Annotated in this window: 20 protein-coding genes and 1 pseudogene; 14 read left to right on the top strand and 7 right to left on the bottom strand. The window is 51.9% G+C overall.

What is annotated here, in order from left to right; all coding sequences use genetic code 11:
- The first annotated feature begins 23 nt into the window (after nt 1-23).
- From J3P35_RS01850 to J3P35_RS01870, 5 genes and pseudogenes are all read left to right on the top strand, one after another.
- Entirely contained in the window at nt 24-1,247 is a 1,224-nt protein-coding gene (locus J3P35_RS01850; RefSeq protein WP_210462517.1) for an ABC transporter permease, read from the top strand.
- 215 nt (nt 1,248-1,462) lie between these two features.
- Nucleotides 1,463-4,402 carry a DEAD/DEAH box helicase gene (locus J3P35_RS01855; protein WP_210462519.1) on the top strand — a complete coding sequence of 980 codons (2,940 nt, stop codon included), beginning with the start codon at nt 1,463-1,465 and terminating at the stop codon, nt 4,400-4,402.
- A 198-nt stretch (nt 4,403-4,600) separates the two neighbouring features.
- Nucleotides 4,601-5,017, top strand: a complete 417-nt coding sequence (locus J3P35_RS01860; protein ID WP_210462521.1) for a hypothetical protein — start codon at nt 4,601-4,603, stop codon at nt 5,015-5,017.
- Between the two features lie 98 nt (nt 5,018-5,115).
- Entirely contained in the window at nt 5,116-5,508 is a 393-nt protein-coding gene (locus J3P35_RS01865; protein ID WP_210462523.1) for a DUF2255 family protein, read from the top strand.
- A 161-nt stretch (nt 5,509-5,669) separates the two neighbouring features.
- Nucleotides 5,670-6,812, top strand: a pseudogene (locus J3P35_RS01870) (acyltransferase).
- 143 nt (nt 6,813-6,955) lie between these two features.
- On the opposite strand, the gene J3P35_RS01880 reads toward J3P35_RS01870, so the two are convergent.
- From J3P35_RS01880 to J3P35_RS01890, 3 genes are all read right to left on the bottom strand, one after another.
- Entirely contained in the window at nt 6,956-7,585 is a 630-nt protein-coding gene (locus tag J3P35_RS01880; protein WP_210462529.1) for a DUF2939 domain-containing protein, read from the bottom strand.
- 253 nt (nt 7,586-7,838) lie between these two features.
- The gene (locus tag J3P35_RS01885) at nt 7,839-8,492 is read right to left on the bottom strand and encodes a hypothetical protein (RefSeq protein WP_210462531.1); all 654 of its coding nucleotides are present in this window, start codon (nt 8,490-8,492) and stop codon (nt 7,839-7,841) included.
- Nucleotides 8,493-8,610: 118 nt separating this feature from the next.
- The gene (locus J3P35_RS01890) at nt 8,611-9,285 is read right to left on the bottom strand and encodes a hypothetical protein (protein ID WP_210462533.1); all 675 of its coding nucleotides are present in this window, start codon (nt 9,283-9,285) and stop codon (nt 8,611-8,613) included.
- A gap of 111 nt (nt 9,286-9,396) precedes the next feature.
- Here J3P35_RS01890 and J3P35_RS01895 point away from each other — a divergent pair, with 111 nt between their 5' ends.
- From J3P35_RS01895 to J3P35_RS01915, 5 genes are all read left to right on the top strand, one after another.
- Nucleotides 9,397-9,849, top strand: a complete 453-nt coding sequence (locus tag J3P35_RS01895) for an SRPBCC family protein (RefSeq protein ID WP_210462535.1) — start codon at nt 9,397-9,399, stop codon at nt 9,847-9,849.
- A 119-nt stretch (nt 9,850-9,968) separates the two neighbouring features.
- Complete coding sequence (gene crtD, locus J3P35_RS01900; protein WP_210462537.1) at nt 9,969-11,456, top strand: 1-hydroxycarotenoid 3,4-desaturase CrtD; 1,488 nt, start codon at nt 9,969-9,971, stop codon at nt 11,454-11,456.
- 164 nt (nt 11,457-11,620) lie between these two features.
- Nucleotides 11,621-13,102 (top strand): hypothetical protein, encoded by a 1,482-nt coding sequence (locus J3P35_RS01905; protein ID WP_210462539.1) that lies wholly within the window; start codon nt 11,621-11,623, stop codon nt 13,100-13,102.
- A 229-nt stretch (nt 13,103-13,331) separates the two neighbouring features.
- Nucleotides 13,332-13,940, top strand: coding sequence for a TetR/AcrR family transcriptional regulator (locus J3P35_RS01910; protein ID WP_210462541.1), 609 nt, complete (start codon nt 13,332-13,334; stop codon nt 13,938-13,940).
- Between the two features lie 135 nt (nt 13,941-14,075).
- On the top strand, nt 14,076-14,684 hold the full coding sequence (locus J3P35_RS01915; protein WP_210462543.1) for a TetR/AcrR family transcriptional regulator: 609 nt from the start codon (nt 14,076-14,078) through the stop codon (nt 14,682-14,684).
- A gap of 81 nt (nt 14,685-14,765) precedes the next feature.
- Here J3P35_RS01915 and J3P35_RS01920 read toward each other — a convergent pair whose 3' ends face one another.
- Together J3P35_RS01920 and J3P35_RS01925 are read right to left on the bottom strand one after the other, a co-directional pair.
- On the bottom strand, nt 14,766-15,008 hold the full coding sequence (locus tag J3P35_RS01920) for a DUF6952 family protein (RefSeq protein ID WP_210462545.1): 243 nt from the start codon (nt 15,006-15,008) through the stop codon (nt 14,766-14,768).
- Between the two features lie 8 nt (nt 15,009-15,016).
- Entirely contained in the window at nt 15,017-15,334 is a 318-nt protein-coding gene (locus tag J3P35_RS01925; protein ID WP_149090075.1) for a thioredoxin family protein, read from the bottom strand.
- A 199-nt stretch (nt 15,335-15,533) separates the two neighbouring features.
- Between J3P35_RS01925 and J3P35_RS01930 the strand changes: the two genes are divergently transcribed.
- Nucleotides 15,534-18,248: a TonB-dependent receptor plug domain-containing protein gene (locus tag J3P35_RS01930; protein ID WP_210462547.1), complete on the top strand. Its 2,715-nt coding sequence runs from the start codon at nt 15,534-15,536 to the stop codon at nt 18,246-18,248.
- A gap of 53 nt (nt 18,249-18,301) precedes the next feature.
- Here the strand turns inward: J3P35_RS01930 and J3P35_RS01935 are convergent, their stop codons facing one another.
- Complete coding sequence (locus J3P35_RS01935; RefSeq protein ID WP_210462549.1) at nt 18,302-19,003, bottom strand: hypothetical protein; 702 nt, start codon at nt 19,001-19,003, stop codon at nt 18,302-18,304.
- 519 nt (nt 19,004-19,522) lie between these two features.
- Nucleotides 19,523-22,396, bottom strand: coding sequence for a M16 family metallopeptidase (locus J3P35_RS01940; protein ID WP_246849906.1), 2,874 nt, complete (start codon nt 22,394-22,396; stop codon nt 19,523-19,525).
- A gap of 402 nt (nt 22,397-22,798) precedes the next feature.
- On the opposite strand from J3P35_RS01940, the gene J3P35_RS01945 reads away from it, so the two are divergent.
- The 3 genes from J3P35_RS01945 to fumC all read left to right on the top strand — a co-directional run bounded on the left by J3P35_RS01945 (nt 22,799) and on the right by fumC (nt 25,209).
- On the top strand, nt 22,799-22,963 hold the full coding sequence (locus tag J3P35_RS01945) for a hypothetical protein (RefSeq protein WP_190300310.1): 165 nt from the start codon (nt 22,799-22,801) through the stop codon (nt 22,961-22,963).
- Nucleotides 22,960-23,676: a M15 family metallopeptidase gene (locus tag J3P35_RS01950; RefSeq protein ID WP_210462551.1), complete on the top strand. Its 717-nt coding sequence runs from the start codon at nt 22,960-22,962 to the stop codon at nt 23,674-23,676. Before J3P35_RS01945 ends, J3P35_RS01950 begins: the two co-directional genes overlap by 4 nt.
- A gap of 135 nt (nt 23,677-23,811) precedes the next feature.
- The gene (gene fumC, locus J3P35_RS01955; RefSeq protein WP_210462553.1) at nt 23,812-25,209 is read left to right on the top strand and encodes a class II fumarate hydratase; all 1,398 of its coding nucleotides are present in this window, start codon (nt 23,812-23,814) and stop codon (nt 25,207-25,209) included.
- The last annotated feature ends 129 nt before the right edge of the window (nt 25,210-25,338 follow it).

Genomic DNA, 25,338 nt, shown 5'->3' on the forward strand with positions numbered 1-25,338 from the left:
CTAATCCACGCATTTACCCAAAGATGAACGTTGCCCTTTTTATCGCCCGGCGGTACTTTTTCTCCAAGAAGAAGCGCAACATCATCAATATCATCTCCATCATTGCCATGATTGGCGTGGGCGTGGGCACTATGGCGCTTATTGTGGTGCTCTCGGTGTTCAACGGTCTGGAAGACCTCATCCGCTCGCTGTACGGTAAGTTTGACCCCGAGATCAAGATCACGGCCGTGGAGGGTAAATCCTTTGAGACGAACGCCCAGTTCCTGGATAGAATCAGAAAGACGCCGGGTGTGGCCCTGCTCACCGAGGTAATTGAAGACAACGCCCTGCTCCGCTACAACGACCGCCAGATGGTGGTGAAGGTGAAAGGCGTCACAGATAATTTTTTCCAGCAGAACCAGATTGACTCCGCTATTGTAGACGGCGACTATCACCTGAAACGCGGAAACCAGCAGTTTGCCTTAATTGGCCGCGGCGTGCAGTACCAGCTCTCCATCAGACCAGAGAACCCTTTTTCGCCGCTGCAGTTCCTGTATCCTAAGGCCGGCAAGAAAACCATCATCAACCCAGAGAACGCTTTCCGGCAGCTGGGCATCCAGGCGGGCGGCATCTTCGCTATTGAGCGGCAGTATGATGACCAATACGTTTTTGTGCCGCTGTCCTTCGCGGAGGAGCTGCTGAGTTACGGCAACAAGCGCACCTCGCTGGAGATCAAAACCGATAACCTGGACAACATTGACCAGGTAAAGTCTGACTTGCAGAAACTGCTGGGCAAGGAATTCAACGTGCAAGACAGCGAAGAACAGCACGTGAGCCTGCTCAGGGCCGTGAAAGTGGAGAAGCTGTTTGTGTTTGTCACCTTCACGTTTGTGCTGCTAATTGCCTCCATTAACATCTTCTTCTCGCTCTCCATGCTGGTGCTGGACAAGCAGAAAGACATTGCCATCCTGGCCTCGCTGGGTGCCGACCCGGGCACCATTAGAAAGGTTTTCCTGCTGGAGGGCGCTATTGTAGCGTTTACCGGGGCCATTGTGGGCTTGGTAGTGGGCGGCACCATCTGCTGGCTGCAACAGACGTTCGGGTGGGTTTCCATGGGCATGAGTACCTCGGTGGTGGAGGCGTACCCCGTGCTCATGCGCCCCACTGACTTCCTGCTTACCGCGGCGGCCATTATCCTCATCACGTTTCTGGTGTCTATCCGGCCGGCCCGCCGCGCCGCCGCCCTCACCATTAGGGATAACCTTTGATCGGTTTAGAGCCTCTTTTCTGAAAACAGCTCCTAAACAAATGGGGCCAATACCCTGATTTCCTAACGTTTGTTACCTACATAATTTTAAGAAAATGGCCCTAAAATAGGATTGTCATTACTTAAAAGATGGTAATTTGCTAAAATTTCTGCCTTTTTCTGCGGGTAAAAAAAGATTTTGTTGTACTTTCAATATTGGGATTGGAAGCCTCTGCCATGAAAGTATACACAACACAGCCGTTTCAAGTAATCTATTCTCTCTTTGAGCATGAATACCTGGGCTATTTGTTTGAGTCTTTCGTGGTGCAGGTCAACTCCAAGCGCCAGCTCACGCTCCAGCACCAGAACATCTCCAGCAAGAACGCCGATGAGTTCGCCGCCCGCCTGAACGACGTGGACTTTGAGTTGATTGAGCTCACCGACCAGATACAGCAGGATGCGGTGTTCAAGAGATTCGCCCTGAAGAAAACCACTCTCTCTGATTTCTTCTTCAAGACCTACGACCCCGCCAAAGGCGACAAGCTCCTGCAGGAGAGCATAGACCATTACATCCAGAGCCGCATGGCGCGCATTCTGGAGCTCTTGCAGGACAAGATGGTGTTTGTGATGGGCAAGGACGGCGAGCCCACCTGGAAGCGCCTGAACATGGCCTCTGAGAAAGCCACCGTGCTGTTCCACTTCCGCCGCAACGACGACAACACCCACTATTTCCCCACCATCAAGTACAAAGGCGAGCGCCTGGAGTTTCAGTACAAAGACGCGGTGCTGGTGTGCAAAGAGCCCGCCTGGCTTTTGCTCAACGATGTGCTTTACAGCTTTGAGAAACAGGTAGACGGCAAAAAGCTGCAGCCTTTCCTCAACAAGAAGTTCATTGTGGTGCCGCGCAACGTGGAGGAAAGCTATTACCGTAAATTTGTGGCCCCGCTGGTAGAACAGTTTGACGTCTACGCCAAGGGCTTCGATATAAAGTCTGAACGCTACGTGCCGCAGCCGCAGCTCCTGTTCTCTGAACTGGCGGTGGCCGAGCCTTCCCCGGCCTTGTTCGCCACTACCGGCGAAGACGAGGAAGAAGAGGAAATCAAGAACCCTTCTGAGGGCGACAAGATCGTTTTTCAGCTCAGTTTCAAATACGGCACTTACACCGTAGGCACCCAGGAAGCGCGCAACATCAGCGTGAGCGTAGAGAAAACCCCAGACTCCTATGTGTTCCACCGCCTGCACCGTGACCTGGACCGGGAGAACGCCTTCCTGCGCGAGCTTTCCAGCCGCGGGCTGGAGGTACGGAACGGCAAAGCGGTCATGGACAAGCCCCAGGCCTTCGGGTGGCTGAACAACTACGCCAAAGACCTGGAAGAGCTGGGCTTTACGTTAAAGCAGAGCCAGTCTGAGAAGAATTACTTCATAGGCGAGACCAGCGTGAACGTGGGTATCAACGAGACCAATGACTGGTTCGATATCTACGGCACGGTGCGGTTCGGGCCGTACGAGATTCCGTTCATCAAGCTCCGGAACCACATTCTTACCAAGCGCCGCGAGTACAAGCTGCCCAATGGCCAGATCGCCATCATCCCCGAGGAATGGTTTACCCAGTACCTGGAGCTGTTTGCCTTCTCTGAGGGCGACGAGGAACTGAAACTGCGTAAGCACCACCTTTCCCTGGTGAGCGATTTGCAGAACGGCAACCTGGCCCACGTGACCATGAGCCGCAAACTGGAGAAACTCCGCGAGTTTGAAGCCGTGGAAGATAAGCCGCTGCCCGCCGGCTTCAAAGGTGAGCTGCGCCCGTACCAGAAAGCCGGCTACAACTGGCTGCATTTTGTACAGGATTACCATTTTGGGGGATGTCTGGCAGATGACATGGGTCTGGGGAAAACCGTGCAGACGCTGGCTATGCTGCAGCACCGCAAGGAAAACGGCGCCCAGACGGCGTCTCTGCTGGTGATGCCTACCTCTTTGGTCTACAACTGGCTCGCCGAGGCTCAGAAGTTCACGCCCCAACTGCGCATTCTCACTTACACCGGCACCTACCGGAACAAAAGCGTGGCGCAGTTCAAACACTATGACCTTATTCTCACGTCTTACGGCATTGTGCGCCTGGACCACGAGATTCTGAAGAAATACATGTTTGACTACATCATCCTGGATGAGAGCCAAGCCATCAAAAACCCCAATTCTAACACGTCTATCAGCATTAGGGAGCTCAAGTCCAAACACCGCCTAATCCTGACGGGTACGCCCGTGGAGAACAGCACCTTGGATCTGTGGAGCCAGATGTCGTTCATCAACCCCGGCTTGCTGGGTACCCAGAACTTCTTCAAGAAAGAATTCCTTCGGCCTATAGAGAAGCTGAAGGACGAGCACAAAACCCGGCGCCTGCATGCACTCATCAAGCCGTTTATCCTGCGCCGGCACAAAAGCCAGGTAGCCAAGGAACTGCCCGAGAAGATTGAGCACATCGCATACTGCAAGATGACCGAGGAGCAGGAGCACGCCTATGAGGAGACCAAGTCTTTTTACCGAAACAAGATCCTGAAGAACATTGAGGAGCAGGGCACGGCCAAGTCCCAGTTCATGCTCTTGCAGGGCCTCATGAAACTGCGCCAGATCGCGAATCACCCCCGCATGGCTGATCCGGAATCTGATGCGGAGTCTGGCAAACTGGGCGAGGTGCTGCGCCTGACCAAAACCGTGGTCAACGAAGGACACAAGGTTCTTATCTTCAGCCAGTTCGTGAAGCACCTGGATATTGTCCGCGCAGCACTGGACGAGCGCAAGATCAAATACGCCTACCTGGACGGCTCTACCAAAGACCGCCAGGCCCAGGTAGCCAATTTCCAGAACGACCCTAAACTGCCGGTCTTCCTTATCTCCCTCAAAGCCGGGGGCGTGGGTATCAACCTCACCGCCGCCGACTACGTGTTCATCCTGGACCCCTGGTGGAACCCCGCCGTGGAAGCCCAGGCCGTGGACCGCGCCCACCGCATCGGGCAGCAGAATACCGTCTTCACCTACAAGTTCATCACCAAGAACAGCGTGGAAGAGAAGATCCTGGCCCTACAGGACAAAAAACTCCAGATGGTCTCAGACCTCATCTCCACCGACGAAGCCGTTATTAAACGCCTCACCAAAGAGGATATTGAGAGTTTGCTGAGCTAAGCGTTAAGGGGCTGTTTTGTACAAATAAAGCCACAAATAGAAGCGCTTATTTCAATAATTTGCACGATAGTATGTACTTTACCTCAGGTCTGGCTATTGTAAATAGGGTGTTTTTAATCTAAGTATAGCGCCAATTCAGGCTTACATTTTCATAATATTTGGCAACCAGCAACCAATAGAATCAAAGAGTAGATATAAATGAAGAGTATTGTTGCCAGAAGGGCTCAAAAGGCAATTGCCTTAATTTTGGCTTTCTTTATAATACTTTATTTCTTTCAGAATCCTTTTAAGTCAACTGCAGTTCCAGGTTGGCATGACAAAATGTTCTTTCCATACAGACTAATATTTATCTTGACGCTGGCATTTGACTTTCTTTTACTCTACAGACTATCTGTTAGGAGAATGTTCACTAACCTGTTTTTCATTTTCACCTTGATTGCTGGAATAGCCATAGCCTTGGAAGATTCTGCTATTCAATATTTAACTGTGCTAGGTGATATATCAAAGCTTACTGAGAGACTGATAAAGTTAGACTTTGTCTTATGGGCTTTACTTATTCTATCACAATCTCCTCTCATCTGGAGCGCTACCGCAGGAAGTAGAAATAAAGACTAAAGTGAAAAGCCCTTTAGCCAACAGGATATAATTACTTTATTCATGCAAGGTACGCCTTAAAGGCAAAGCCCTTAGACAGCAAAATCATCATAAACACAATGCATCATACCGTGGCTAATTATCCTTTCCCTCAGGAATTCATAGACTATTTGGCCTCTCATACACTAGCAGGGGTGAAGGGCGGAAAAGACGGACATAGATTCTTAGACATCTGGATGGTAGAGGTAAACGGAAGGGTGTTTGCCAGAAGTTGGTCAAAAAGTAACAGAAGCTGGTTTACTGCCTTTAAAGAGGAAGGGATTGGCCAATTGAAGTTCGGAGACAAGATTATTCCGGTGGCTGGTAAGCCTTTGGCGGATAGCCAAACAAATTCCCTCATAGATCAGGCTTACAAAGAAAAGTACACGCAAGCGCATAATCTGGTTTATGTAAACGGAATCACCCAACCAGAATACCATGAGTATACCATGGAGTTCTTTTATGACGCGTAAGAAAACCTCCTGCTCACTACAATCTTCTTTTTAAGTAAAAAATTTAAAATTTTCATATTTAAGTACCAAAATAATAACGTACTATACGAAAGGAGAAAAATATTTACCTATTTCGTGTAGCCGCTCTGCTTTGGGTAGGCTGTCCACCTATCTAGACAAGTATGTTAGCAGAAACAACCGCAGGCAAGCCAAGGCAACGGATAGAAACGGAAAAGCACCTCAAGGAGAATTTTGACTACTTTGATTTACTGAAAACCATTGCCATCTATTTTGTGGTGGTCTACCACTGCAGCACCACTGAGATAGACTTCCTGCACCATGCCAGCTTTTCCACGTACGCGTATTACTTCCTTAATTCTGTTCTAAGCACCTGCGTCCCTATTTTCTTCTTTATAAATGGGGCTCTGCTCCTAAACAAACCTACCCTAAACCTTAGAAGGCACACGTTTAAGATCATCCGTATGGTATTGCTGGTCACGCTTTGGGCGCTTATTACTTTAGCAGCTTTGATGGTGATCAGGGGAGAAACTTTGCCGGTGAAGGAAATCCTGAAAAGCGTGTGGCAGATAAAGGAAGGCTGGACCACCCATCTGTGGTTCTTACCGGCGTTGGTGGTGATCTATATCTTTTTGCCCCTGTTGTTTACCACCTACAAGCACAGCCCCAAAAGCATATACTTCTTCCTGGCTTTTGTCATGCTGCTCACGTTTGGCAATACGCTTATAGGTATGTTATTGACGTTAGCCAGTTTCTTCTCCCAAAGATTCCTGAACAGAGGTTTTGACGTGAACTACTTCGGTGAGTTCAATCCCTTCAGGGGAATCCACGGCTATACCATGGGTTACTTTATCCTGGGCGGACTGCTGTTTGCCAAGCGAGAGATTCTTCACCGGAAGAAATACCGCACACTGGCCTGACTTATTCTCCCCCTCTCTATGTTCATGCTGTTCTCTTATGGCGTGATGGCCTCTGTGAGGCAGAACAGCATCCTTGACCTGGTTTGGTCTGGCTATGACACTGTATTTACCTTGATCAACGTGGTAGCCATTTTCGTCCTAGTGCTGCCATACAAGCATCAAGGGGCCTTGGGGAAAGTGGTTACGCTTGTGGGCAAGAACTCATTGGGCATTTACTTCATCCACATCATCATCGGTTCGCTTCTGGAGCCCTATTACAAACCCATGGCTTTCTCAGCTACCCTAGGCATGAATGTGGGGTACACGATGGTCATTCTGTTCAGCTCTTTATTGGCGGTGTGGGCTCTGAGGAAAATACCCGTGGTAAGATCTCTGTTCATTGTATAAGCGGTAAGTGCGGGCCTGGACAAGTCCAGCTATTTTGTAGAGGCCAACCCTAAAAAAAACAGAAAGGAGCACCACCGCTAAGTAGTGCTCCTTTCTTTATGGAAACTGTTTTATACCTGTTTTCAGGAAAACGGCCGTAAAGCTTATTCTACTGTAACCTGGTCTTTGTTTTTCTTCCCGATGGAGATTAACTGGGGCAGCACCTCCCCGAAGTTATTCACCCCAACCACCTGCCAGTAATCCTCTTTCTGGAGCATGCGCAATTCCAGCACCAGAGACTCATTGCTGTTCTGGGGTCTTACTTTGAGGCCTACCAACGCGATGGAATCCTGCCGGTCTATGTGGTCCACGCCTTCAAACTCCAGTTTGGGCAGCATCTTCTCGTTCACCAGGCGGCCCACCGGCAGCAGCTTAACCACATCGGCTACTTCGGGCACCTTCTGCCCAGATACCGTCTCCACGCTTTGGATGAGTTGGTTGCGCACGGCAGAGGTCAGTTGCTTTTTCGCTTTTAGTCCTTTCCTGAGCAAGTTGGCGGCTCCTTGCAGCTCTTCTGGTAATAAATCAACAACCATGTTCTGGCTCTGCTCCACAATACTGCTGGAAGTGCGCTTAAAGTCTACGTACTTCTGCAGCTTTTCCATGTCTTTGGCTTCCAGCGCTGCCCTTATCTCCACAATAGAGGCCTCAGGACCGGTTTTTGCCCGGTTATAGAACCAATACCCGCCAGCGCAGAGCGCCACCACTACCAAGAGAAGTAAAATCTTTTTCATGTAAAAATGTATAATTAAATCTTGATCAATAAATACAAAAGGCAGCCTTTTACCGGCGAAGAAGGCTAGTAATATTACTAAAAAGATTTAACATACCATTATATATAGAACCCGCCCGGCATACCTCTTTTTACTTCATAGAGGCTTTAGCCCTACTTTCAAGAAAACAGCCCTAAAACAGCATCGCCCCCTGATAACCATGTATCAGGGGGCGATGTCAGCCTAAAACTTAGATGCGGCTTAAGCCTTCAGATTAGCTTTTGGTATAAGGGAACTTCTTAGAGGCTTTGCGCATGATGGTAGTGATGATGGAGTTGGTATCGCTCCCGAAGCTGCGCGACAGGCTTTTCTCATATTTCCAGAGCAGATCGCCGGAGGCGCCGTCATAGATGTTGATGGCGGTTTTACCGGAGTTGGTAGCACCGGAGAAACCTACGGCCAAGGTCATAGCCAGGGCTGCGCCGTCAGACATCGGCTTGTCGGTGCTGAAAGTACCGGTGATGATGCCGTCTACGCCCAGTACTTTAGACAACTCAGCAGGGGTGAAGCTCTTGATATTTTCCGGGGTGATGTTGTTTTTGAGCAGGATAGCGTTGGTAGTGGCTGCATCCTGGAAACCGATGGTGTAGTCATCCTTGCTGCTCACTTTCAGGAAATAAGTCTGCAGGGCGCTCTGTACGGCCAGGCCTTCTTTCACTTCCATCTCCTTGATCTGCTCTGGCGTCATGCTTTTCATCTGGTTAGGACGCAAGCCAATTTTGGTGTCAAAGGGCAGGATGGCGATCATTTTGTGCGATTTGGCAATGCTGGCGAACGCCGGGTTGGTGTAGATTTCCTTTGTCTGGGCAGAGGCACCCAAGCTTACCAGCAAGGCTACCAGGATGAAAAATAATGAAGTTGATCTCATGATAATTGGTTTTTTTAGAATGAAGGGTTAATACTGGTTTTCAGGTGAACTTACAAATTTTAATTAATTATTTACTATATAGTAAACAGCTTATTTAGCAAAAACTTTGCCCTGCAGACTACTTCATTTTGGCGTAAGGAATTTGCCGGGTGGCTTTGCGGGTAATGGCTTTGATGATGTTGTGGGTATCGCTGCCAATACCTCTGGACAAAGCCTTGTCATAGCTCCACAGCAGATCTCCTGAGGCTCCGTCATAGATCCGCATCATGGTGTTGCCGGAGTTGGTAGGCCCGGCACCGCCCACGTAAGGCGTATAAAGGAAAGTGTAGATCGCGACGGCCGCTGCCACCGCCGTGGAAACCGGCTTCTCGGTGGTGAGGGAGCCTACCAGCACTGCATCCACGCCCAACATCTGGGCCAGTTCGGCGGGTAGGTAGTTAGGGATTTCCTCCGGCTGGATGTCGTGCTCTTTCAGGATGGCATTGGTCACGTTCACGTCCTGCACGGCTATCTTCTCTCCGTCTTTGTTCACCTTATTGAGAAAATGGATCTGAAACGCGCTCTGCACCGCCCTGCCATGCTGCAACTCCAGCGCGTACAGCTGCTCAGGGGTCAGTTTGCGCATTTGGTTCGGCCGCAGGCCCACCTGCACATCAAAAGGAAGGATAGCAATGGTTTTATGGTGTTTGGCCGCCGCAGCAAAAGCAGGGCTGGTGTACATGTTCCTGGATTGGTTACAACTGCCCAGTCCTACCACTATCATCGTCATGATCACCAGAAGCGCAATTCTCATTTTCTTTTTACAGGTTGATGCTTACTTTAACAAACGCTTTCCTCCATTGCGGGCCTTTTACCGGAACATTGCCGCAGGGAACAGGTTAAGTAACTGTACCAATTTGCCGGCATGAAACTCCATCTCCAGTTCAAGGTAGCCCAGCACCACCGGGCTATTCTAGAAGGTTTTACAGTAGACCTGTTCAGGGCCCTTTCACCCCCATTCCCCCAGCTAAAAATTTTACGTTTCGATGGAAGTTTCCCCGGCGACAGGGTGGAAATAGAGCTGAAGGCAGGCCCCATCAGGCGCCGCTGGACCAGCCTCATCACCGAGCGGGAGGAAAATGAGCGGGAAAGCTGGTTTGTGGACGAGGGCCAGGAACTGCCGGCACCTTTGACCTTTTGGCGGCACCGCCACCTTATCACCCAAGAAAAAGGGCACAGCATCATTCATGAGCAGATTGAGTTCCGCACCGGTTCCCGCCCCCTGGATCTGCTGCTTTACCCCGTCATGTATGCGCAGTTCTCCTTGAGAGGACCGGTGTACCGCCGGTTCTTCGGGAAGGTAGGTAGGAGGGTTTAGAGGCTGTTTTCGGGAAATTGGGCCTGAAACGTAATGGCCTGGAAAGAGATTCTTCCAACCTTTTGCCCGGGGAACAGGTTATGGTCTGGAAAAAGCGCGAAACTGCGTAGATTGGCGATATGGCAAAAGCAGTAGTAATTGGTTCGGGCATTGGGGGCATTGCGGCGGCTATCAGGCTGGCGGTGAAAGGGTACGCCGTGACGGTCCTGGAAACCAACGCCTCCTTCGGCGGGAAAATGACGCAGTTCACCCTGCCGGGCGGCTACCGGTTTGATGCCGGCCCGTCGCTGTTCACGCTGCCGCACCTGGTAGACGACCTCTTCACGCTGGCGGGCCGAAACCCCCAAGACTACTTCCAATACCAGCGCCTGCCCATTGTCACCCAATACTTCTGGCCCGACGGAACGCGCCTCACCGCCCACGCCGCGGCAGATGATTTCGCCCGCGAAGTAGAGACCAAACTGAGCATTCCGCAAAAGAAGCTGCACCGGCACCTGGAGAAAGTGGCCCGCCTCTACCACGCCACCGCCAATACGTTCCTGCATAAATCATTGCACAAACTAGACACCTACCTTAGCCCCGATGTGCTGAAGACGCTGCCGGCCCTGCCCGAGCTGGGTCTCACCACCACCATGCACGCGGCCAACGCCCGCGCCTTCTCAGACCCGCGCCTGGTGCAGCTTTTGGACCGATACGCCACCTACAACGGCTCAGACCCTTACCAGGCCCCCGGCACCCTCAACCTTATTCCGCACCTGGAATTTAACATAGGCGCGTTTTACCCGCAGGGCGGCATCTACGCCATCGCGGAGAGTCTGGTGAAGCTGGGGGAGGAGTTAGGCGTGCAATTCAGGTACAATGAGCCGGTTACGGAGATCATTACTCAGGGAGGAAAGGCCACGGGCGTGCGCACGGCGCAGGGTACGTATGAAGCAGAGGTGGTGGTCAGCAACATGGACGTAGTGCCTACTTACCGCAAGCTGCTGCCCCAGCAACCCGCTCCGGAACGAACCCTTCGGCAACCGCGCAGCAGCTCGGCGCTTATCTATTACTGGGGTATCTCGCGCACCTTCCCCGAGCTGGACCTGCACAACATCTTCTTCAGCCAGGATTACCAGCAGGAATTTGCGCACATCTTCCAGAAAGGCACCATTGCCGAGGACCCTACGGTGTACGTGAACATCACCTCCAAATACACGCCAGAAGATGCACCTGCCGGGCACGAGAACTGGTTTGTGATGGTGAACGTACCGCACAACGCCGGGCAAGACTGGGAAGAACTCATCCAGAAAACGCGGCAGCAGGTGGTCAGGAAAGTAAGCCAAGCCTTGGGCGTGGGCCTGGAAGCGCTCATTACAGTGGAGAAGGTCTGGGACCCCCGCGGCATTGAGGCAGATACGTCTTCTTTTGCGGGTGCCCTGTACGGCAGTTCTTCTAATAACATGATGGCGGCTTTCCTGCGGCATCCTAACTTCACCAATAAACTCAAAGGCCTATACTTTGTAGGCGGCAGCGTACACCCAGGCGGCGGCATTCCGCTGTGCCTGCTCTCAGCTAAAATAGCGGCAGACCTGGTGCCGGTGGTAAGATCAGAGGTGCAGGCCTGAGGCAAGCTTTTTCGTTTTAAGCTCCTTTTCTGAAAACAGGCTGAAATCTGGTTTCCGCCCTGTAGAAGATTACCCTGGCTACGGGTGGTTTTTCTGGGGCAATTGTTGTTCTTTGCAGACACTGAACTTCAAGTCTTCCATCCTAACCCGTTTCCAGAAACTGCTTGAGAACGCCTTTTGCTTCATCGGTCCGGCAGGCGCTACCCGTGGTGCTTCCCTTTGCGGGGCTCATGGTGTGGCTCACGTGGTATGTGCGGGATAACGGCTTTTTCTGGGACAGTATTCTGCTGGCTTCTAAATACGGGCAGTGGTACTACCAGACCCGGTTCACCACCTTGTATGTGCCGGAACAGCTGGCGGGCTATCCGCCGCTCTTCGGGATGTATCTGGCGGCCGGCTGGCATCTTTTTGGGAAATCCGTGGCGGTAAGCCATTTTTTGATGCTCCCTTTCCTGATGGGTATTGTCTGGCAGGTGTATCTGCTGACCCGGCGTTTTCTGCCTTCTTCCTGGGTTCTCCTGGGCATGCTCCTCATCTTTCTGGACCCAACGGTACTGGCCCAAAGCGCACAAGTGGCCCCGGATATAGTGCTGCTGTTTCTCTACCTGGTCTGCCTCAACGCTATTCTGCAACATCGGCCGGTGCTTCTTGCGGTGGCGCTGGGGTTCATGGCCATCCATACGCCCAGGAGCCAGATCATGCTGGTGGCGGTGTTTTTCACGCACTTGTTTCTGCTTTGGCAGGAATACGGGAAACCATCTGTACCAGCGCTGGGCAAACTGCTTCTGCCGTACGTACCTGCGGGTCTGCTGCTTCTTCTCTGGCTGTGGCTGCATTACCGGCACTTCGGGTGGGTGGGGTACGCGCCTTCCTCAGACTGGAGCGCCTATGCGGGCATTGTCAGTGCCCAGGAATTTGCCCGCAACCTGTTCCTGATCAACTGGCGACTCATTGACTTCGGGCGGGTGGGGCTGTGGCTCACGGGACTTATTTTGCTCTGGCGGATAAGAAATGAGTTTTCCCAACCCACGAAGGAACTGCTCATCCTGTTGCTGGTCCCGCTCTTGACATTGATAGCGGTGCTGGTCTGGTTCACCAACCCAATCGGGCATAGGTACTGGTTGGTGGTGTATGTCTTGCTAGGGTTGCTGGCCGTGCACCTGCTGGACCAGGTCCTGACGCGGCGGGTAGGGCTCACCGTGTACCTGATTCTGGCCGCGAGTTTAGTCAGCGGGCACTTCTGGGTCTACCCTGAACGGGTGGCCAAAGGTTGGGATGCCACGTTGGCCCACTTGCCCTACTTTGAATTGCGCCGCCAGATGATGGCCTATCTAGACCGCCAACAGATCCCGTGGCAGGAGGTGGGCAGCGATTTCCCCAACTTGGCCGCCCCCGCTGACACTGATCTCACCCGAGACTTCCGGCGGTTCCCCGCCAAGGACCTCACCCGCCAGACCTACATCTTCTACTCCAATGTGTTCAACGGCTTCAATGACTATGAACTCGCCGAATTAAGGCACCATTGGGTCGTGATCCATGAGGTAAAGAAAGGCCAGGTATACATGCGCCTGTACCGGAAAAAGAAAGCCCTTTACCATCATCAGCAACGAGCATTTTCTCTGTTGAAATATCCTTCCGGTTTATAGGCTGTTTTTGCAAAACAGGGCTATAAATGGATGTTGATAATACGCCCTTTTTCTTCCTTTCCTGAGGTCTGGAATAATTCAATCACCACTGATAATCAGCAACATGTAAGTATTTGTGAATAATCTAGAGAGGCTTAAATTAACCTTTTATCCACTTCCATTAGAGCTTTGTTCTCATCTAAAATTTGCTATATTTGTTTACCCCTAGCCCTGTAAACGGCCCCCGAAAATGACCAAGGACGAGCTCTTACGCACGGCCATGCGCTCCTTCTCTGCCAACGGTGTCAAAGACTTAACAGAGCGGCAGCTCATGCAGAATTTCGGTTTATCTGTGGAGGATTTCAACGAGTCTTTCACCGATAAGGAGGACTTCCTGCGCCAAGCCGTGGAGCTTTACCTATCTGAGCAGAAAGAGATCCAGGACAAGCTTCTGCTGGAGGCGGACCATTCCATAGGCAAGATCATGCAGGTCATCAAACAGCACGTAAGACAGCTGCAGCAGATCAACCCCAACTATTTCATTCAGCTGCAATACCTGTATCCCCGCATCTGGACCCTGTATCTGCGCCACGCCCAGATGCATTCTTACTACCTTTTCTATGACTTGCTGAACAAGGGCATTCAGCAACAGATTTTCCGGCCCGATCTCAACATTGAAGTAGTTACCAAGGTACTGCTGGAGCAGATCAATATCCTGTTGAACCAAGCTCTTTTCCCGCCCCACCGCTACAACCTGTCTGAGGTTTTCAGGGGCATTTTCCTGTATTACCTCAAGGGCATTTCCACGGAGAAAGGCAACAAAGAACTGGAGAACTTTTTCTCTAGTTTTACTCTTTAACCTATCACCGGGCTTTTTACCCTTTTCCGCGGGAAGTACCTATTTCCGCTAGAAAAGAAAACAATATCTTTGTGGCTCGTAAGACATTGAATTGCGCGCCATTATCTGGTTTTAACCCGATTTTTCAGATTATAGATGACATTTAAGCAAACCGTTTTACAGGAAGTGCTCAATCTTTTCAGACAGGAGGGCGTGGCCCACCTGAATGAGCAGGAAATCCTGAACCGTGTTGATATCTCCTCGGCCACTTTCCGAGAGTTTTTCAAGGGAATGGAAGACTTGGTCACCCAAGTGGTGAATTATGATCTGGAAGCCCGTAAACAAGACCATGAACGTATCTTTGCTGGGGAACCCAGTCCGCTCCGTCGGCTGCTTCTGGTAGTGAAACTGGGCCTGGACACACTGCGTTCGTCACAGCCCACTGTGCTCATGGAAATCCAGGAAAACTACCCAGCTGCCTGGAATCTTTATTGGAACCACTCTAATGACTATTCCACGCACCTGCTGTATGAGCTGCTTAACGAGGGCGTGTTGCAAAAGGAATTCCGCCAGGACCTCAACATCCAGCTGGTCACCAAGATCATGCTGGAGCAGTTAGGCCTTATTGTAAACCCATTGACGTTCCCGCCAGACAGGTTTGACATCTCTGAGGTTTTCCGGAGTGTATTCCTGTACTACATACGCGGCATCTGCACCGAGGAAGCCATGAAAACCGCCGAGGATTTCTTCTCAAAGCTACGGTAAACCGTTTCATACCTCTTTTAACAAAAAAGCCTGCTAAACATCTTTAGCAGGCTTTTTTGGTTTCAAGGCAATGTCTCTGTCTTAGCTGATGGAGATACGTACCTTTTGGGTGAACTCGCGCAGGGCGGTCTTGAAATCAGAGTTATGGTCGGCCATGTGGTTCAGGATCCAGATGGCGCCAAACACGTGGGTCAGTTTCTCGCCTTCATCGGCACCTTCAATCTCAAAGGCGGGCGTTTCTTCGTTGATGAGTTGCTCCTCGGCTTCGCGCAGGCTGTCAATGGTCTGCGTTTCCACCAGTTTCTTAATGGCTGGTATCTTCATGGGGGAAATTAGGCTAGTTTACGAACCATCTCGGTTACAAAATCTTCTTTGCTGGTCGCAGCGCCTTCTACCAGTTCGCCGTTTTTGAACACCGCGAAGAAAGGGAGGTTGGTTACGCCGGCCAGTTTGCGGGCCTCGGGGCTGGTCTCCGCGTTCACATCCACAAAAGCCACGTTCGCGAACTCCTCGTTGCCAGACATGCGCTTGAACTTAGGGGAAAACAGACGGCAGTTGCCGCACCAATCGGCGAAATACTTCACCACCACGCGCTCGTTATTCTTGAGCACATCCTGGAAATCTGTATCGGTAGCTTGGATAATAGCCATAGGTTTAAATATGTAGGTACATTAAAATTTCAAATCTTACGCAAATTTAACGCTTTTGGCCTCTTTTTCAGAAATAAAGCCCAAAATACGCCCGCCACTTTTATTATGTAAAAGACCGAAGTAAATTACGTTGTCTCTGCAAAGCGCCGGCTGCGGACAAATCTTGGTGCTTTTTCAGGGCCTTAATCATTCTTGCCGTATGTCATTTCGCCGTTTTCCCAAAAGCTTTTTCTTTCTCTTGCTAGCCATGGTGGGCCTTTTGGCTGCCTTTTCGCCGCCGGCCTGGCAGCAGAATGAGGTCATCAATAGGGTAGTAGCCAAACTCACCACGCTGCACAACAAATACCCGCAGGAGAAAGTGTACCTGCACCTGGACAAACCGTACTATGCCGCCGGCGACGACATCTGGTTCAAGGCTTACCTGGTCAACGCGCATGACCACGTGCCCAGCGACATGAGCAAGGTACTGTACGTAGAGCTCATCACCCCAGACAACACGTTCTACAAGACCAGCGTGGTGCGGCTGGACAAAGGCAAAGGCCACGGCGATTTCTCCCTGCCCGATGACATGCCCGAGGGCACTTACCGGCTGCGGGCCTACACCAGCTGGATGCAGAACTTTGACGAGGCCTATTTCTTCCACCAGAACATCACCGTCTGGAGCCCCCGCAAGAACGACGTAGTCACTACCACCGCTTTCACCTTCAAGCCCCAACCCACCGGCGACTCTGTTCTGGTGAACCTGCGCCTGCAGAACTACGCGGCAAAGCCTTTGGCGCAAACTACCTTTTCCTACTCCACCAACTTTGATAAAGGCACCAACAAAAAAGTCACTACCTCCGCTGAGGGTAAATCTTTCCTGCGGTTGTTCTTGCCCCATAATGAGACCTCAAGCCCCAAGCTCTTTCTGACCATAGAACAGCAGGCCGGCAACCTCAACCGCACCATTGCCATTCCTACGCCCAAAGATCAACTGGATGTGCAGTTCTTCCCCGAAGGCGGCCATCTGGTAGCCGGTCTCTGGAATATGGTAGGCTTCAAAGCGGTAGATGCCAACGGCCTGGGCAAAGAGGTGCAAGGCGCTATTTACAACCAGCAGGGCCAGAAAGTAGTTGATTTCAAAAGCCTCAAGTTTGGGATGGGTCGCCTGGGCTTCATCCCCGAGGCGAACCAACAGTACACGGCCCGTATCACGGCCCCCAAAGGCACAGCGAAGGAATACCCATTACCAGTGCCGCAGAAAAAGGGCTTTGTGTTCTCGGTGGATGGCAAATCGGGGCCTAACATCAGGGTCAAATTCTACAGCCTGGGCTTTAAGCAGGACAGCGTAGGCAAACCCAAATCCCTGCACCTGGTGGCCCAGGTACGCGGCGAGGTACTGTACGCAGCCTCCAGCCCGGTAGCCCAGGAGGTCTTCCAGATGGAAGTGCCCAAAAATAAGTTTCCCTCCGGACTGGTGCAGTTCACAGTCTTCTCTGAGACCGGTGAGCCCCTAGCCGAGCGGCTGGTATTTGTGAACCACGCTCCGCAGGTACAGATGACCATCACGCCAGACAAGCCCGCCTACAAACCCCGCGAGAAAGTGACGCTGCAAGTGCAGGCAAAAGACGAGAACGGCGCGCCCGTGGCCGGAAACTTCTCCCTGGCCATCACCGACCAGAAAACCGTCACCCCATCCCCGTACGCGGCTAACCTGGTGTCTTACCTGCTCCTCAGCTCAGACCTGAAAGGGCACGTGGAAGAGCCCTCGTATTACTTCAGTTCGGCTGCGCCCGAAGTGGTACTTGCCCTGGATAACCTCTTGCTCACCCAAGGCTGGCGCCGGTTTGTCTGGAAAGAGATCCTGCAAGACAAGTTCCCGCAGCTGCAGTACCGCGCCGAACGGGATTTGTACGTGAGCGGCACGGTGACCAAGATCACTGGTCAGCCGGATACCTACTCAGACATTATGCTCATGAACGGCAACAACCCCATGGCCACCATCAAACTCCAGACCGATGACCAGGGCAAGTTCCAGTTCAGCCTGGCAAGCTTCCCGGACACTTCCACCATTACGGTGCAGTCGGCCAAGGGCGTAGCCAGCGCCTTTGTGGAGTTGGATAACAACCTGCCGCAGATACAGGCCTTCCCACAGGTGCCGTATGAGCCTATTCCGGCCCCATATTCCAATGAAGTTTGGGCTTACCTGCAGCGCAACCGCGAGCAGCTGAAACTAGACCAGTTCTCCGGCAAAAGCGGCATCTTGCTCCAGCAGGTGAACGTGCGCGGCAAGAAACAACAGGAGGAGTTCAAACCCGCTGCCGGAAGCCTGCATACCACCGCCGACCGCGTGTTGAGGGGATCTGAGCTTCCGCGCGGCATAGACATCATCCAAGGTTTGCAGGGCCGGGTAGCCGGTTTGCAGGTGACCAACGGCATGGTGAGCATGCGGGGTGGGGGACAGCCCCTGTTCCTGATAGACGGCACCCAGACGGATGCCTCCTTTATCCAATCTTTGAACCCCAACCAGGTAGAAGCGATAGAGATCCTGAAACCGGGTGCTTCCTCGGCCATGTACGGCTCCCGCGGCGGAAACGGAGTTATTGCCATCACCACCAAGAGAGGAGCCGATAAAAGCGACAAACCCGGCACATCGGGGAAAATGCCGGGCATGGCTACTTACCAGGGACTGTACTTTCAGAAAGCGCGTGAATTCTACCTGCCTCGCTATGACAAGCCGGATACCAGCAACGTGGTCATGCCAGACCTGCGCACCACGCTTGTCTGGAGCCCCAACATCCAGACAGACGCCACCGGCAAAGCGGAAATCACTTTCTTCACCGCTGACCAGAGAACCACCTACCGGGCTGTCCTAGAGGGAATGACTCCTACCGGTAAGCTGGGGCATCTAGTCACCACATTTCAAGTGAAGTAAGGCTTTTGGCTTATTTTTGAGAAACCGAGGCCAAAACAGGTTACCTATCGTTCTTATTCAGATTTGGCAGTATCAGGCTTGCTCCCGAAGAATCCGCCGCGACCACGTCTAGAGGGCTTGGTCTTCAACGTGATCTGCTCAATGATTTTCTGACGAGGGAATGAGATAACCCATATGCCTCTTACCTGTCCTTCCTCAAAGCCGTTGGGCTGACCCTGCGCCGAGAACACGCGCAACTGGTCCAGGGTGGAGGAGGTATAGTCCAAGAGGCTGGGCTCATCGCAACTGGCGCAGTTCCTTCTTTTAATCTCAATAGGCCGCTGGTACTGGAAATGGCCCTCGCGCACCTGCAGTTCCACGTGGGGCACCGGTTTACCGGCCTGGGAAAGAAGCTGGTTTTGGGTCAGGAACTGTTTGGCCTCGTTCTCAGAACTGAACTTCTGCCGGATTAGGGTGGCGTTGTAGCGTTGCAGAATGCTGTTCACCGTGGGCAGTTTGTCTGGCTGGGCTACAAACAGCGCCTGCTCCTTGGGCTGGCTCTCGGCGAGCTGCAGAAAGGCACCTTCTACCAACCTGATGACCGTATCGCCGGCTAGAAGCGCCTGCTTCTCCATGTCTTCCTGCGTGATCCGCTTCACCTTGTGGCGCTCGGCCTCCACCGCCATTTCCTTGCCCCGCTCCAGTTTCTCCGGCTCACAGGCCAACGTGAAAAAGCTAAACGCAAGCAGGACTAAGTATGAATTCTGTTTTATCATGGGTATCAATGCAAACCAACGCCATAGGCGCCTTACAAATGGCAAAGATGGGGCTTGGATGGCTTATACACAACGTACGGTTTCCCGCTTGGGGGAGTTAGATAAAAGCTTTTGGTTGTGGTGGGCTTTTGCCGTGTTTTCATGAAAACAGCCTCAAAACAAATCTATGCTGGTAATTCCCTGGGTCCATTGTTGATTGTATTGTAGAGACAAGGTATGCCTTGTCTCTAACGGTTCTACCGCAAAGAACGGCAGCTACTGGCAAGGGCACCCACAAGAGGTGCCCCTACATTTCTTACAGTTCTCTCGCAATCTCGTCCACCGTTGTTGTTATTATCACCAACAACCAGAACTGAGGCTCACCTGCATCCTGACGCATTGCGGAATTCCCTTCTTGGAGGGGTAGGGGTGGGTTCAAACTTCTCAGACATTTCCTCCAAAACAGCCCTGAAACAAAAACTAAAAGAAAAGCCCGCTGCGTGGGCAACGGGCTTTTGGTATAAGCAGGAAGAACCTTGCTTATTTGTTTTGCAATACTACCGGCTCTCCCAATCCCAAGTCTTTGAGACCAGCTAATTGGGTTTTGGCGTCGCCTACTACTACGTAGACCATTTTGTTGGGGTCAATGTAGTTGTTGATAAGGCTCTTGGCTTGGGTGTAGCTCAGGTTCTGGATAGCGGATTCGTTCTGTTTGAGGTAATCCAAGGGCAGGTTGTAGGTGCTGATGTTTTCCAGCAAACTGACCAGGCTGCCCAGGGTTTCGTAGCTCAGCGCAGTCTCTTTGACCAAAGCGCCTTTAGTGGTAGCCAGGTCCTGCTCGGTGTAGGTAGTACCGTAGGTTTTCAGGATCTCGTCCAAGGTCTGCAGGGATTCCTTCGTGACGTTCGTACGTACGCTGGAAGAGGCGGCAAATATGCCCGGCGCGGTTGGACGGCGCGAGAAGCCCGATCCGGCTCCGTAGGTATAGCCTTTCTGCAGACGCAGCACGTTGAACAGGGTAGAGGCCGATCCGGCACCCAGTTTGTGGTTGATGGCCTGCAAGGCGGCATAGTCTGGGGAGCCCACCGGCACGGCCAGGTAACCCGCGTAAATCACTGATTGCTTCGCGTCTGGCTGGTCTATGAAGTACAGACGGGCAGCTGGTTTATTAGTAGCTGTTATTGGCGTAGGCAAAGCCACATTCTTAGCGGCCCATTTCTGCTCTAAGCCCGCAAGTGCTTTGGCTACCTCGGCCTGTTTTACGTTACCGGCCACCTGGAAACTAGCGATGCTCGGCGAGAAGTTCTTCTGATAGTAATCCTTCAGGTCTTGCAGCGTGATGCCCTGTACCGTTTCCATGGTCCCGATGGTGGGGTAGGCAAAGCGGCTGTTCTCACCGTACAAAACTTTATTGAAGGCCAGTGAGGCGATGCTGCCCGGGTTGGCCTGGTTCTGCTTGATCTGGTTCAATTTCGCCTGTTTGGCTTTGGCAAACTCGGCCTCGTCCCAACGCGGCTCCAGTAGAATCTCCTCCACCAGCTTCATCACCTGCGGGAAATTGCGGGAAAGCGTGTTGCCTGAGATGTTGATGTCCTCAGAGGAGGAATTCACGTTAATGAAGGCGCCCAGCTGCCCGATGGCTTCCTCTAGTTGCTGCGGCGTCTTGTTTTTGGTGCCTTCCATTAGCATGGCGTCCACCAGCGAGGCAGTGCCTATCTTCTTAGGATCATCCAGTTGCATACCGCCTTTAATCTGGATGCTGAACTGCACCAGCGGCAATTCGTTCTGCTCAATACCGTACACTTTCATGCCGTTCTTGAGCTGCGAAGTCCAGATGGTAGGGGCTTTGAAGCTGAAGTTCTTGCTCAACTCCGGCATTTTGCTGCGGTCAATTTTAGAGGGCGTTTTCGCGAAGGTAGTCGGTTCCTTGCCGGTATTGGCTCCTTCGGCGCCAGCCACCACTTTCTCTTCAACAACCTCGGCCTTCACAGCACCTTTCAGCGCCAGCTCTTCTTGGCCTTTGGGTACGAAGCTGGTGGCCACGAACGGTTTGCCTTTGATGTACTTACGGTACACGTTCATGATGTCCTGCGCAGTTACGGCCTGCGTCATGGCGATGTCTTTCTTCGCGAAGCTAGGGTCACCGGCAAACTCGTTGTACTGGGCCAACTGGAAGGCCTTGTTCAGCAGGCTGGAGATGCCGTTGTACAAGGCAGTTTCCTGGCGGATTTTCAGGCGCTCTAGTTCTTTCTCGTTCACGCCCTCTTTCTCAAACTTGTCAAAAGCGGCGAACACGGCGGCCTGCACATCGTCCAGATCCTTCTTATCGAAAGCGCGCACCCGCACCCTGAAGGTACCGGCAATCTCGGCGGATGACTGGCCTGCGGAGGCACCCGGGGCTAGTTTCTTCTCTTCCACAATGATGCGCTCAAACGGCGAGTTCTTGCCATCAGACAAGAGGCTGCCCAGCATGTTTAAGGCGTAAGAGTCTTTGTGGTACTGCTCTACCGTGGGGTATACCATGGTAAGCTCCGGCAGATTGGCGAAGTTATCCACGTGGAAAAGCGACTTGGTGGCTGTCAGCTTCACGGGCATAGGAGCCAATGGTTTCACAGCGGCATGCGGCTTCAGTTCGCCAAAGTACTTCTCTACCAACTTCTTGGCATCGGCGGTTTCAAAGTCTCCGGTGAGTACCAGCGTGGCGTTGTTCACACCGTACCATTGTTCATAAAATTCCTTTACATCGCCTAACGTAGCGTTCTGGAGGTCTTCCAGTGACCCAATTACCTCCCAATTATACGGGTGGCTTGCCGGATACAGGTTCTTCAGGATCACGTAGTTGGTGTGCCCGTAAGGCTGGTTATCCACACGCTGGCGCTTCTCGTTTTTCACCACCTGCTTCTCGTTCTCCAGGCCCCACTCGCTCACGGTATTGATGAAAAAGCCCATCCGGTCAGACTCCATCCAGAGGATTCTCTCCAGGGCGTCTTTAGGAACCACCTCGTAATACACAGTGCCATCGGTGAAGGTACCTCCGTTGAATGTGCCGCCTATCTGGTTCACGTTCTTGATGAAATTGCCCTTGCCCACGTTCTCTGAGTTCTGGAACAGCATGTGCTCAAAGAAGTGCGCGAACCCCGTGCGGCCTGGCTTCTCACGGTTAGAGCCCACGTGGTACATGATGGCCACCGCCACCTTTGGGTCTGATTTGTCCTGGTGCAACACCACTTCCAGCCCGTTGGTCAACTTGTACTTCTCAGACTTCAGATCGAATTGCGGGGTAGCGGCGGAAGATTTGGCCACGGTTTTGGCGGCAGGTTTCTTGGAGGCCTGCGCCCATACGCTTTGGGCAGGGCTCAAGGCCATACTGCCCATCAACACAGAAAGGCAAGCTACTTTTAATCTTCTGTTCATGGTAAGGGAAAAGGGTTTGTTCTCTTGTTTAGATAAGACCTACAGCGGCCGGTGTATTAGTAGGGAAAGATAGGTATTTATTACAGCCAACACCTTCCTTTTCATTTCAGGTTTCCTTTCTGTTTTAGGCCTGTTTTCCAGGAAACACCGTTAAAGCATTTGAATGAACCCAACGGAGAGAAGTTAGGGAGAAAGAGGAATCCTTCGGCTTATACGTGCTCCGGTAATATTATTATTTATCTATATTTAATGCTTCTTACCTCTGAACCCATCTGCCGTTTTAATCCTCGTTCTATAAAAAGAGGCTATAAATGAGTTTTTTCAGGGGAATAGTTGTTGAGGCATAGTAAAAGAAAAGTCATGACTGGCCGCTGCTGGTGCCCGTCTTCATCCTACACCTACATGAAAAACAGAAGGCTTATCTTATTTCTCTTTATCCTTGGTACACTGCTCGCCTGGACCGCCCTTTGTCTTACCTATTTCACTACCGGCCGCATTGAATGGTTAAGGCTGCTCACTTTCCTGGTATCTGGTATTCTGGCGTACGTGGTTTATAGACGCAAATGAAAAAACTGCACCTCATTTTACTCTTCTGGTTTGTCGCCATTTCCACTTGGGCGCAGGCACCAGCTACCCTTTCCATTCCTAAAAACAAGTATGGCCTGCCCGTGGTGACTTCCACGGGTTTGTACCAGAAACTAGTAGCACAGAACCCAGACCACGAACTGGTAGAACTGCAGTCTTACATACCAGGGTTGGTGCTGGACATCAAGTACGCCACGGCAGATAATCTGGTGAAGGAGCCGGTCTATACCATTGCCACTGCCTACGCACGCAAACCCGTAGCCGATGCCCTGAAAAAGATACAGGCGGAACTGAAACCGCTTGGATTGGGCCTGAAGATCTATGATGGCTACCGCCCTTACCACGTCACAGAGCTTTTCTTTGAAAAAGTAAAGAAGAAAGACTATGTGGCTAATCCCAAAGACGGCTCCCGCCATAACCGCGGCTGTGCTATGGACCTTACCCTTATCACCCTCAAAGACGGAAAGGAACTACAGATGCCCACGCCGTATGATGCCACAGTAAAACAGTCCCACCCGGATTATCCACATGTCTCTGCGCAGGTGAAGAGGAACCGGGCTTTGCTTATCAACACCATGCAGCGCCACGGTTTCACCGTTTTCCAAAATGAATGGTGGCATTTTGACTTCAATGACTGGGCTAAGTACCCGCTAATGGACATCAGGTTTGAGGAACTTAAAAAGATGAAGCAGTAACCCTTAAGAAAGCTGCTGTTCCAAGGCCTTTTTCCTGAAAACAGACCAGAAACGGGAGGCGTGATCGTCACCCGTTTTTTATGAATAATTCCGTAGTTTTGAGCTATCTAAAGTATTAACCATTTTCTAACAGACATGAGCGTACGCATAGAGAAAGACACCATGGGCCCGGTTGAGGTGCCCGCCGATAAATACTGGGGAGCCCAGACCCAACGATCCAAAGAAAACTTCACCATCGGGGGCCAGTTAATGCCTACTGAGGTGATTGACGCTTTCGCTATCTTAAAGAAAGCAGCCGCGTACACCAACGCCGAATTAGGCGTACTTCCCCAGGACAAAGCCGAGATCATCGGCCGCGTGTGCGATGAGATTCTGGCTGGTCAGTTAGCCGATCAGTTTCCATTGGTGGTATGGCAGACCGGTTCCGGTACCCAAAGCAACATGAACGTAAACGAGGTGGTAGCCAACCGTGCGCACGTACTGTTGGGAGGCGACCTGATGGACGAGAAAAAGAAAATCCACCCGAACGACGACGTAAACAAATCGCAGTCTTCCAACGATACCTTTCCAACCGCCATGCACATTGCGGGTTACAAGGTAGTAGCCGAGCATACGCTGCCAATGGTGCAGAAACTGCGCGACACGCTGCACGCCAAGTCACAGGAGTACATGAACGTGGTGAAGATCGGCCGGACGCACTTGATGGATGCCACGCCGCTGACCCTGGGCCAGGAACTGTCTGGTTACGTGTCTCAGCTGGACCACGGCATGCGCGCCCTTAAAAATACCTTAGATCACCTGAGCGAACTTGCTTTGGGTGGTTCTGCCGTAGGAACAGGCTTGAACACGCCGCAAGGCTACGCCGAGCTGGTGGCCCAGAAAATCGCTGAGTTCTCTGGTTTGCCTTTGAGAACCGCCGAGAATAAGTTTGAGTCATTGGCCGCGCATGACGCCATTGTAGAGACTTCTGGTGCCCTGAAGCAACTGGCCGTAAGTCTGATGAAGATTGCCAATGATATCCGTCTGTTGGCTTCAGGTCCGCGTTCCGGTATCGGGGAAATCATCATCCCAGAGAACGAGCCGGGTTCTTCTATTATGCCAGGCAAAGTGAACCCAACCCAGGCCGAGGCCATGACCATGGTGTGCGCCCAGGTAATCGGGAACGACGTGGCCATCTCGGTAGGAGGGATGAACGGTCATTTCGAGTTGAATGTGTTCAAGCCGGTGATGATCTACAACCTGCTCATGAGCGCCCGCCTGCTAGCCGATGCCTGCGACTCTTTTGACAAGCACTGCGCCGTGGGTATTGAGCCTAACTACGAGGTAATCAAGCGCCAACTGGAGAACTCGCTCATGCTGGTAACTGCCCTTAACCCGCACGTAGGTTATGACAACGCGGCCAAAATCGCGAAGAAAGCCCACAAAGAAGGCACTACTCTGCGCCAGGCAGCCCTTGACTTAGGCTTGCTCACCGATGAGCAGTTCACCGACTGGGTACGTCCGGAGGACATGATTGGAAGCTTGAAAAAGTAATCTGTTTACTGCCTTTTTTGGCGAAAACACCCTTAAAAGAGAAAGGCCCTTCCGCAGTAGCAGAAGGGCCTTTCTCTTTTATTTAAGTAAGGTCAAAAAAAGAAGGACCGCTCTTATGAACGGTCCTTC

It is taken from the genome of Rufibacter roseolus, from assembly GCF_017916365.1.
Taxonomy (GTDB): Bacteria; Bacteroidota; Bacteroidia; order Cytophagales; family Hymenobacteraceae; genus Nibribacter; species Nibribacter roseolus.

What these genes read in the sequence shown, in the direction of transcription:
- J3P35_RS01895 (WP_210462535.1), top strand. Translation starts at nt 9,397, where the DNA reads ATGAAACTCCATCTCCAGTTCAAGGTAGCCCAGCACCACCGGGCTATT.
- J3P35_RS01920 (WP_210462545.1), bottom strand. Translation starts at nt 15,008, where the DNA reads ATGAAGATACCAGCCATTAAGAAACTGGTGGAAACGCAGACCATTGAC.
- fumC (WP_210462553.1), top strand. Translation starts at nt 23,812, where the DNA reads ATGAGCGTACGCATAGAGAAAGACACCATGGGCCCGGTTGAGGTGCCC.
- J3P35_RS01910 (WP_210462541.1), top strand. Translation starts at nt 13,332, where the DNA reads ATGACCAAGGACGAGCTCTTACGCACGGCCATGCGCTCCTTCTCTGCC.
- J3P35_RS01945 (WP_190300310.1), top strand. Translation starts at nt 22,799, where the DNA reads ATGAAAAACAGAAGGCTTATCTTATTTCTCTTTATCCTTGGTACACTG.
- J3P35_RS01885 (WP_210462531.1), bottom strand. Translation starts at nt 8,492, where the DNA reads ATGAGATCAACTTCATTATTTTTCATCCTGGTAGCCTTGCTGGTAAGC.
- crtD (WP_210462537.1), top strand. Translation starts at nt 9,969, where the DNA reads ATGGCAAAAGCAGTAGTAATTGGTTCGGGCATTGGGGGCATTGCGGCG.
- J3P35_RS01950 (WP_210462551.1), top strand. Translation starts at nt 22,960, where the DNA reads ATGAAAAAACTGCACCTCATTTTACTCTTCTGGTTTGTCGCCATTTCC.
- J3P35_RS01940 (WP_246849906.1), bottom strand. Translation starts at nt 22,396, where the DNA reads ATGAACAGAAGATTAAAAGTAGCTTGCCTTTCTGTGTTGATGGGCAGT.
- J3P35_RS01880 (WP_210462529.1), bottom strand. Translation starts at nt 7,585, where the DNA reads ATGAAAAAGATTTTACTTCTCTTGGTAGTGGTGGCGCTCTGCGCTGGC.
- J3P35_RS01850 (WP_210462517.1), top strand. Translation starts at nt 24, where the DNA reads ATGAACGTTGCCCTTTTTATCGCCCGGCGGTACTTTTTCTCCAAGAAG.
- J3P35_RS01935 (WP_210462549.1), bottom strand. Translation starts at nt 19,003, where the DNA reads ATGATAAAACAGAATTCATACTTAGTCCTGCTTGCGTTTAGCTTTTTC.
- J3P35_RS01855 (WP_210462519.1), top strand. Translation starts at nt 1,463, where the DNA reads ATGAAAGTATACACAACACAGCCGTTTCAAGTAATCTATTCTCTCTTT.
- J3P35_RS01890 (WP_210462533.1), bottom strand. Translation starts at nt 9,285, where the DNA reads ATGAGAATTGCGCTTCTGGTGATCATGACGATGATAGTGGTAGGACTG.
- J3P35_RS01925 (WP_149090075.1), bottom strand. Translation starts at nt 15,334, where the DNA reads ATGGCTATTATCCAAGCTACCGATACAGATTTCCAGGATGTGCTCAAG.
- J3P35_RS01930 (WP_210462547.1), top strand. Translation starts at nt 15,534, where the DNA reads ATGTCATTTCGCCGTTTTCCCAAAAGCTTTTTCTTTCTCTTGCTAGCC.
- J3P35_RS01865 (WP_210462523.1), top strand. Translation starts at nt 5,116, where the DNA reads ATGCATCATACCGTGGCTAATTATCCTTTCCCTCAGGAATTCATAGAC.
- J3P35_RS01860 (WP_210462521.1), top strand. Translation starts at nt 4,601, where the DNA reads ATGAAGAGTATTGTTGCCAGAAGGGCTCAAAAGGCAATTGCCTTAATT.
- J3P35_RS01915 (WP_210462543.1), top strand. Translation starts at nt 14,076, where the DNA reads ATGACATTTAAGCAAACCGTTTTACAGGAAGTGCTCAATCTTTTCAGA.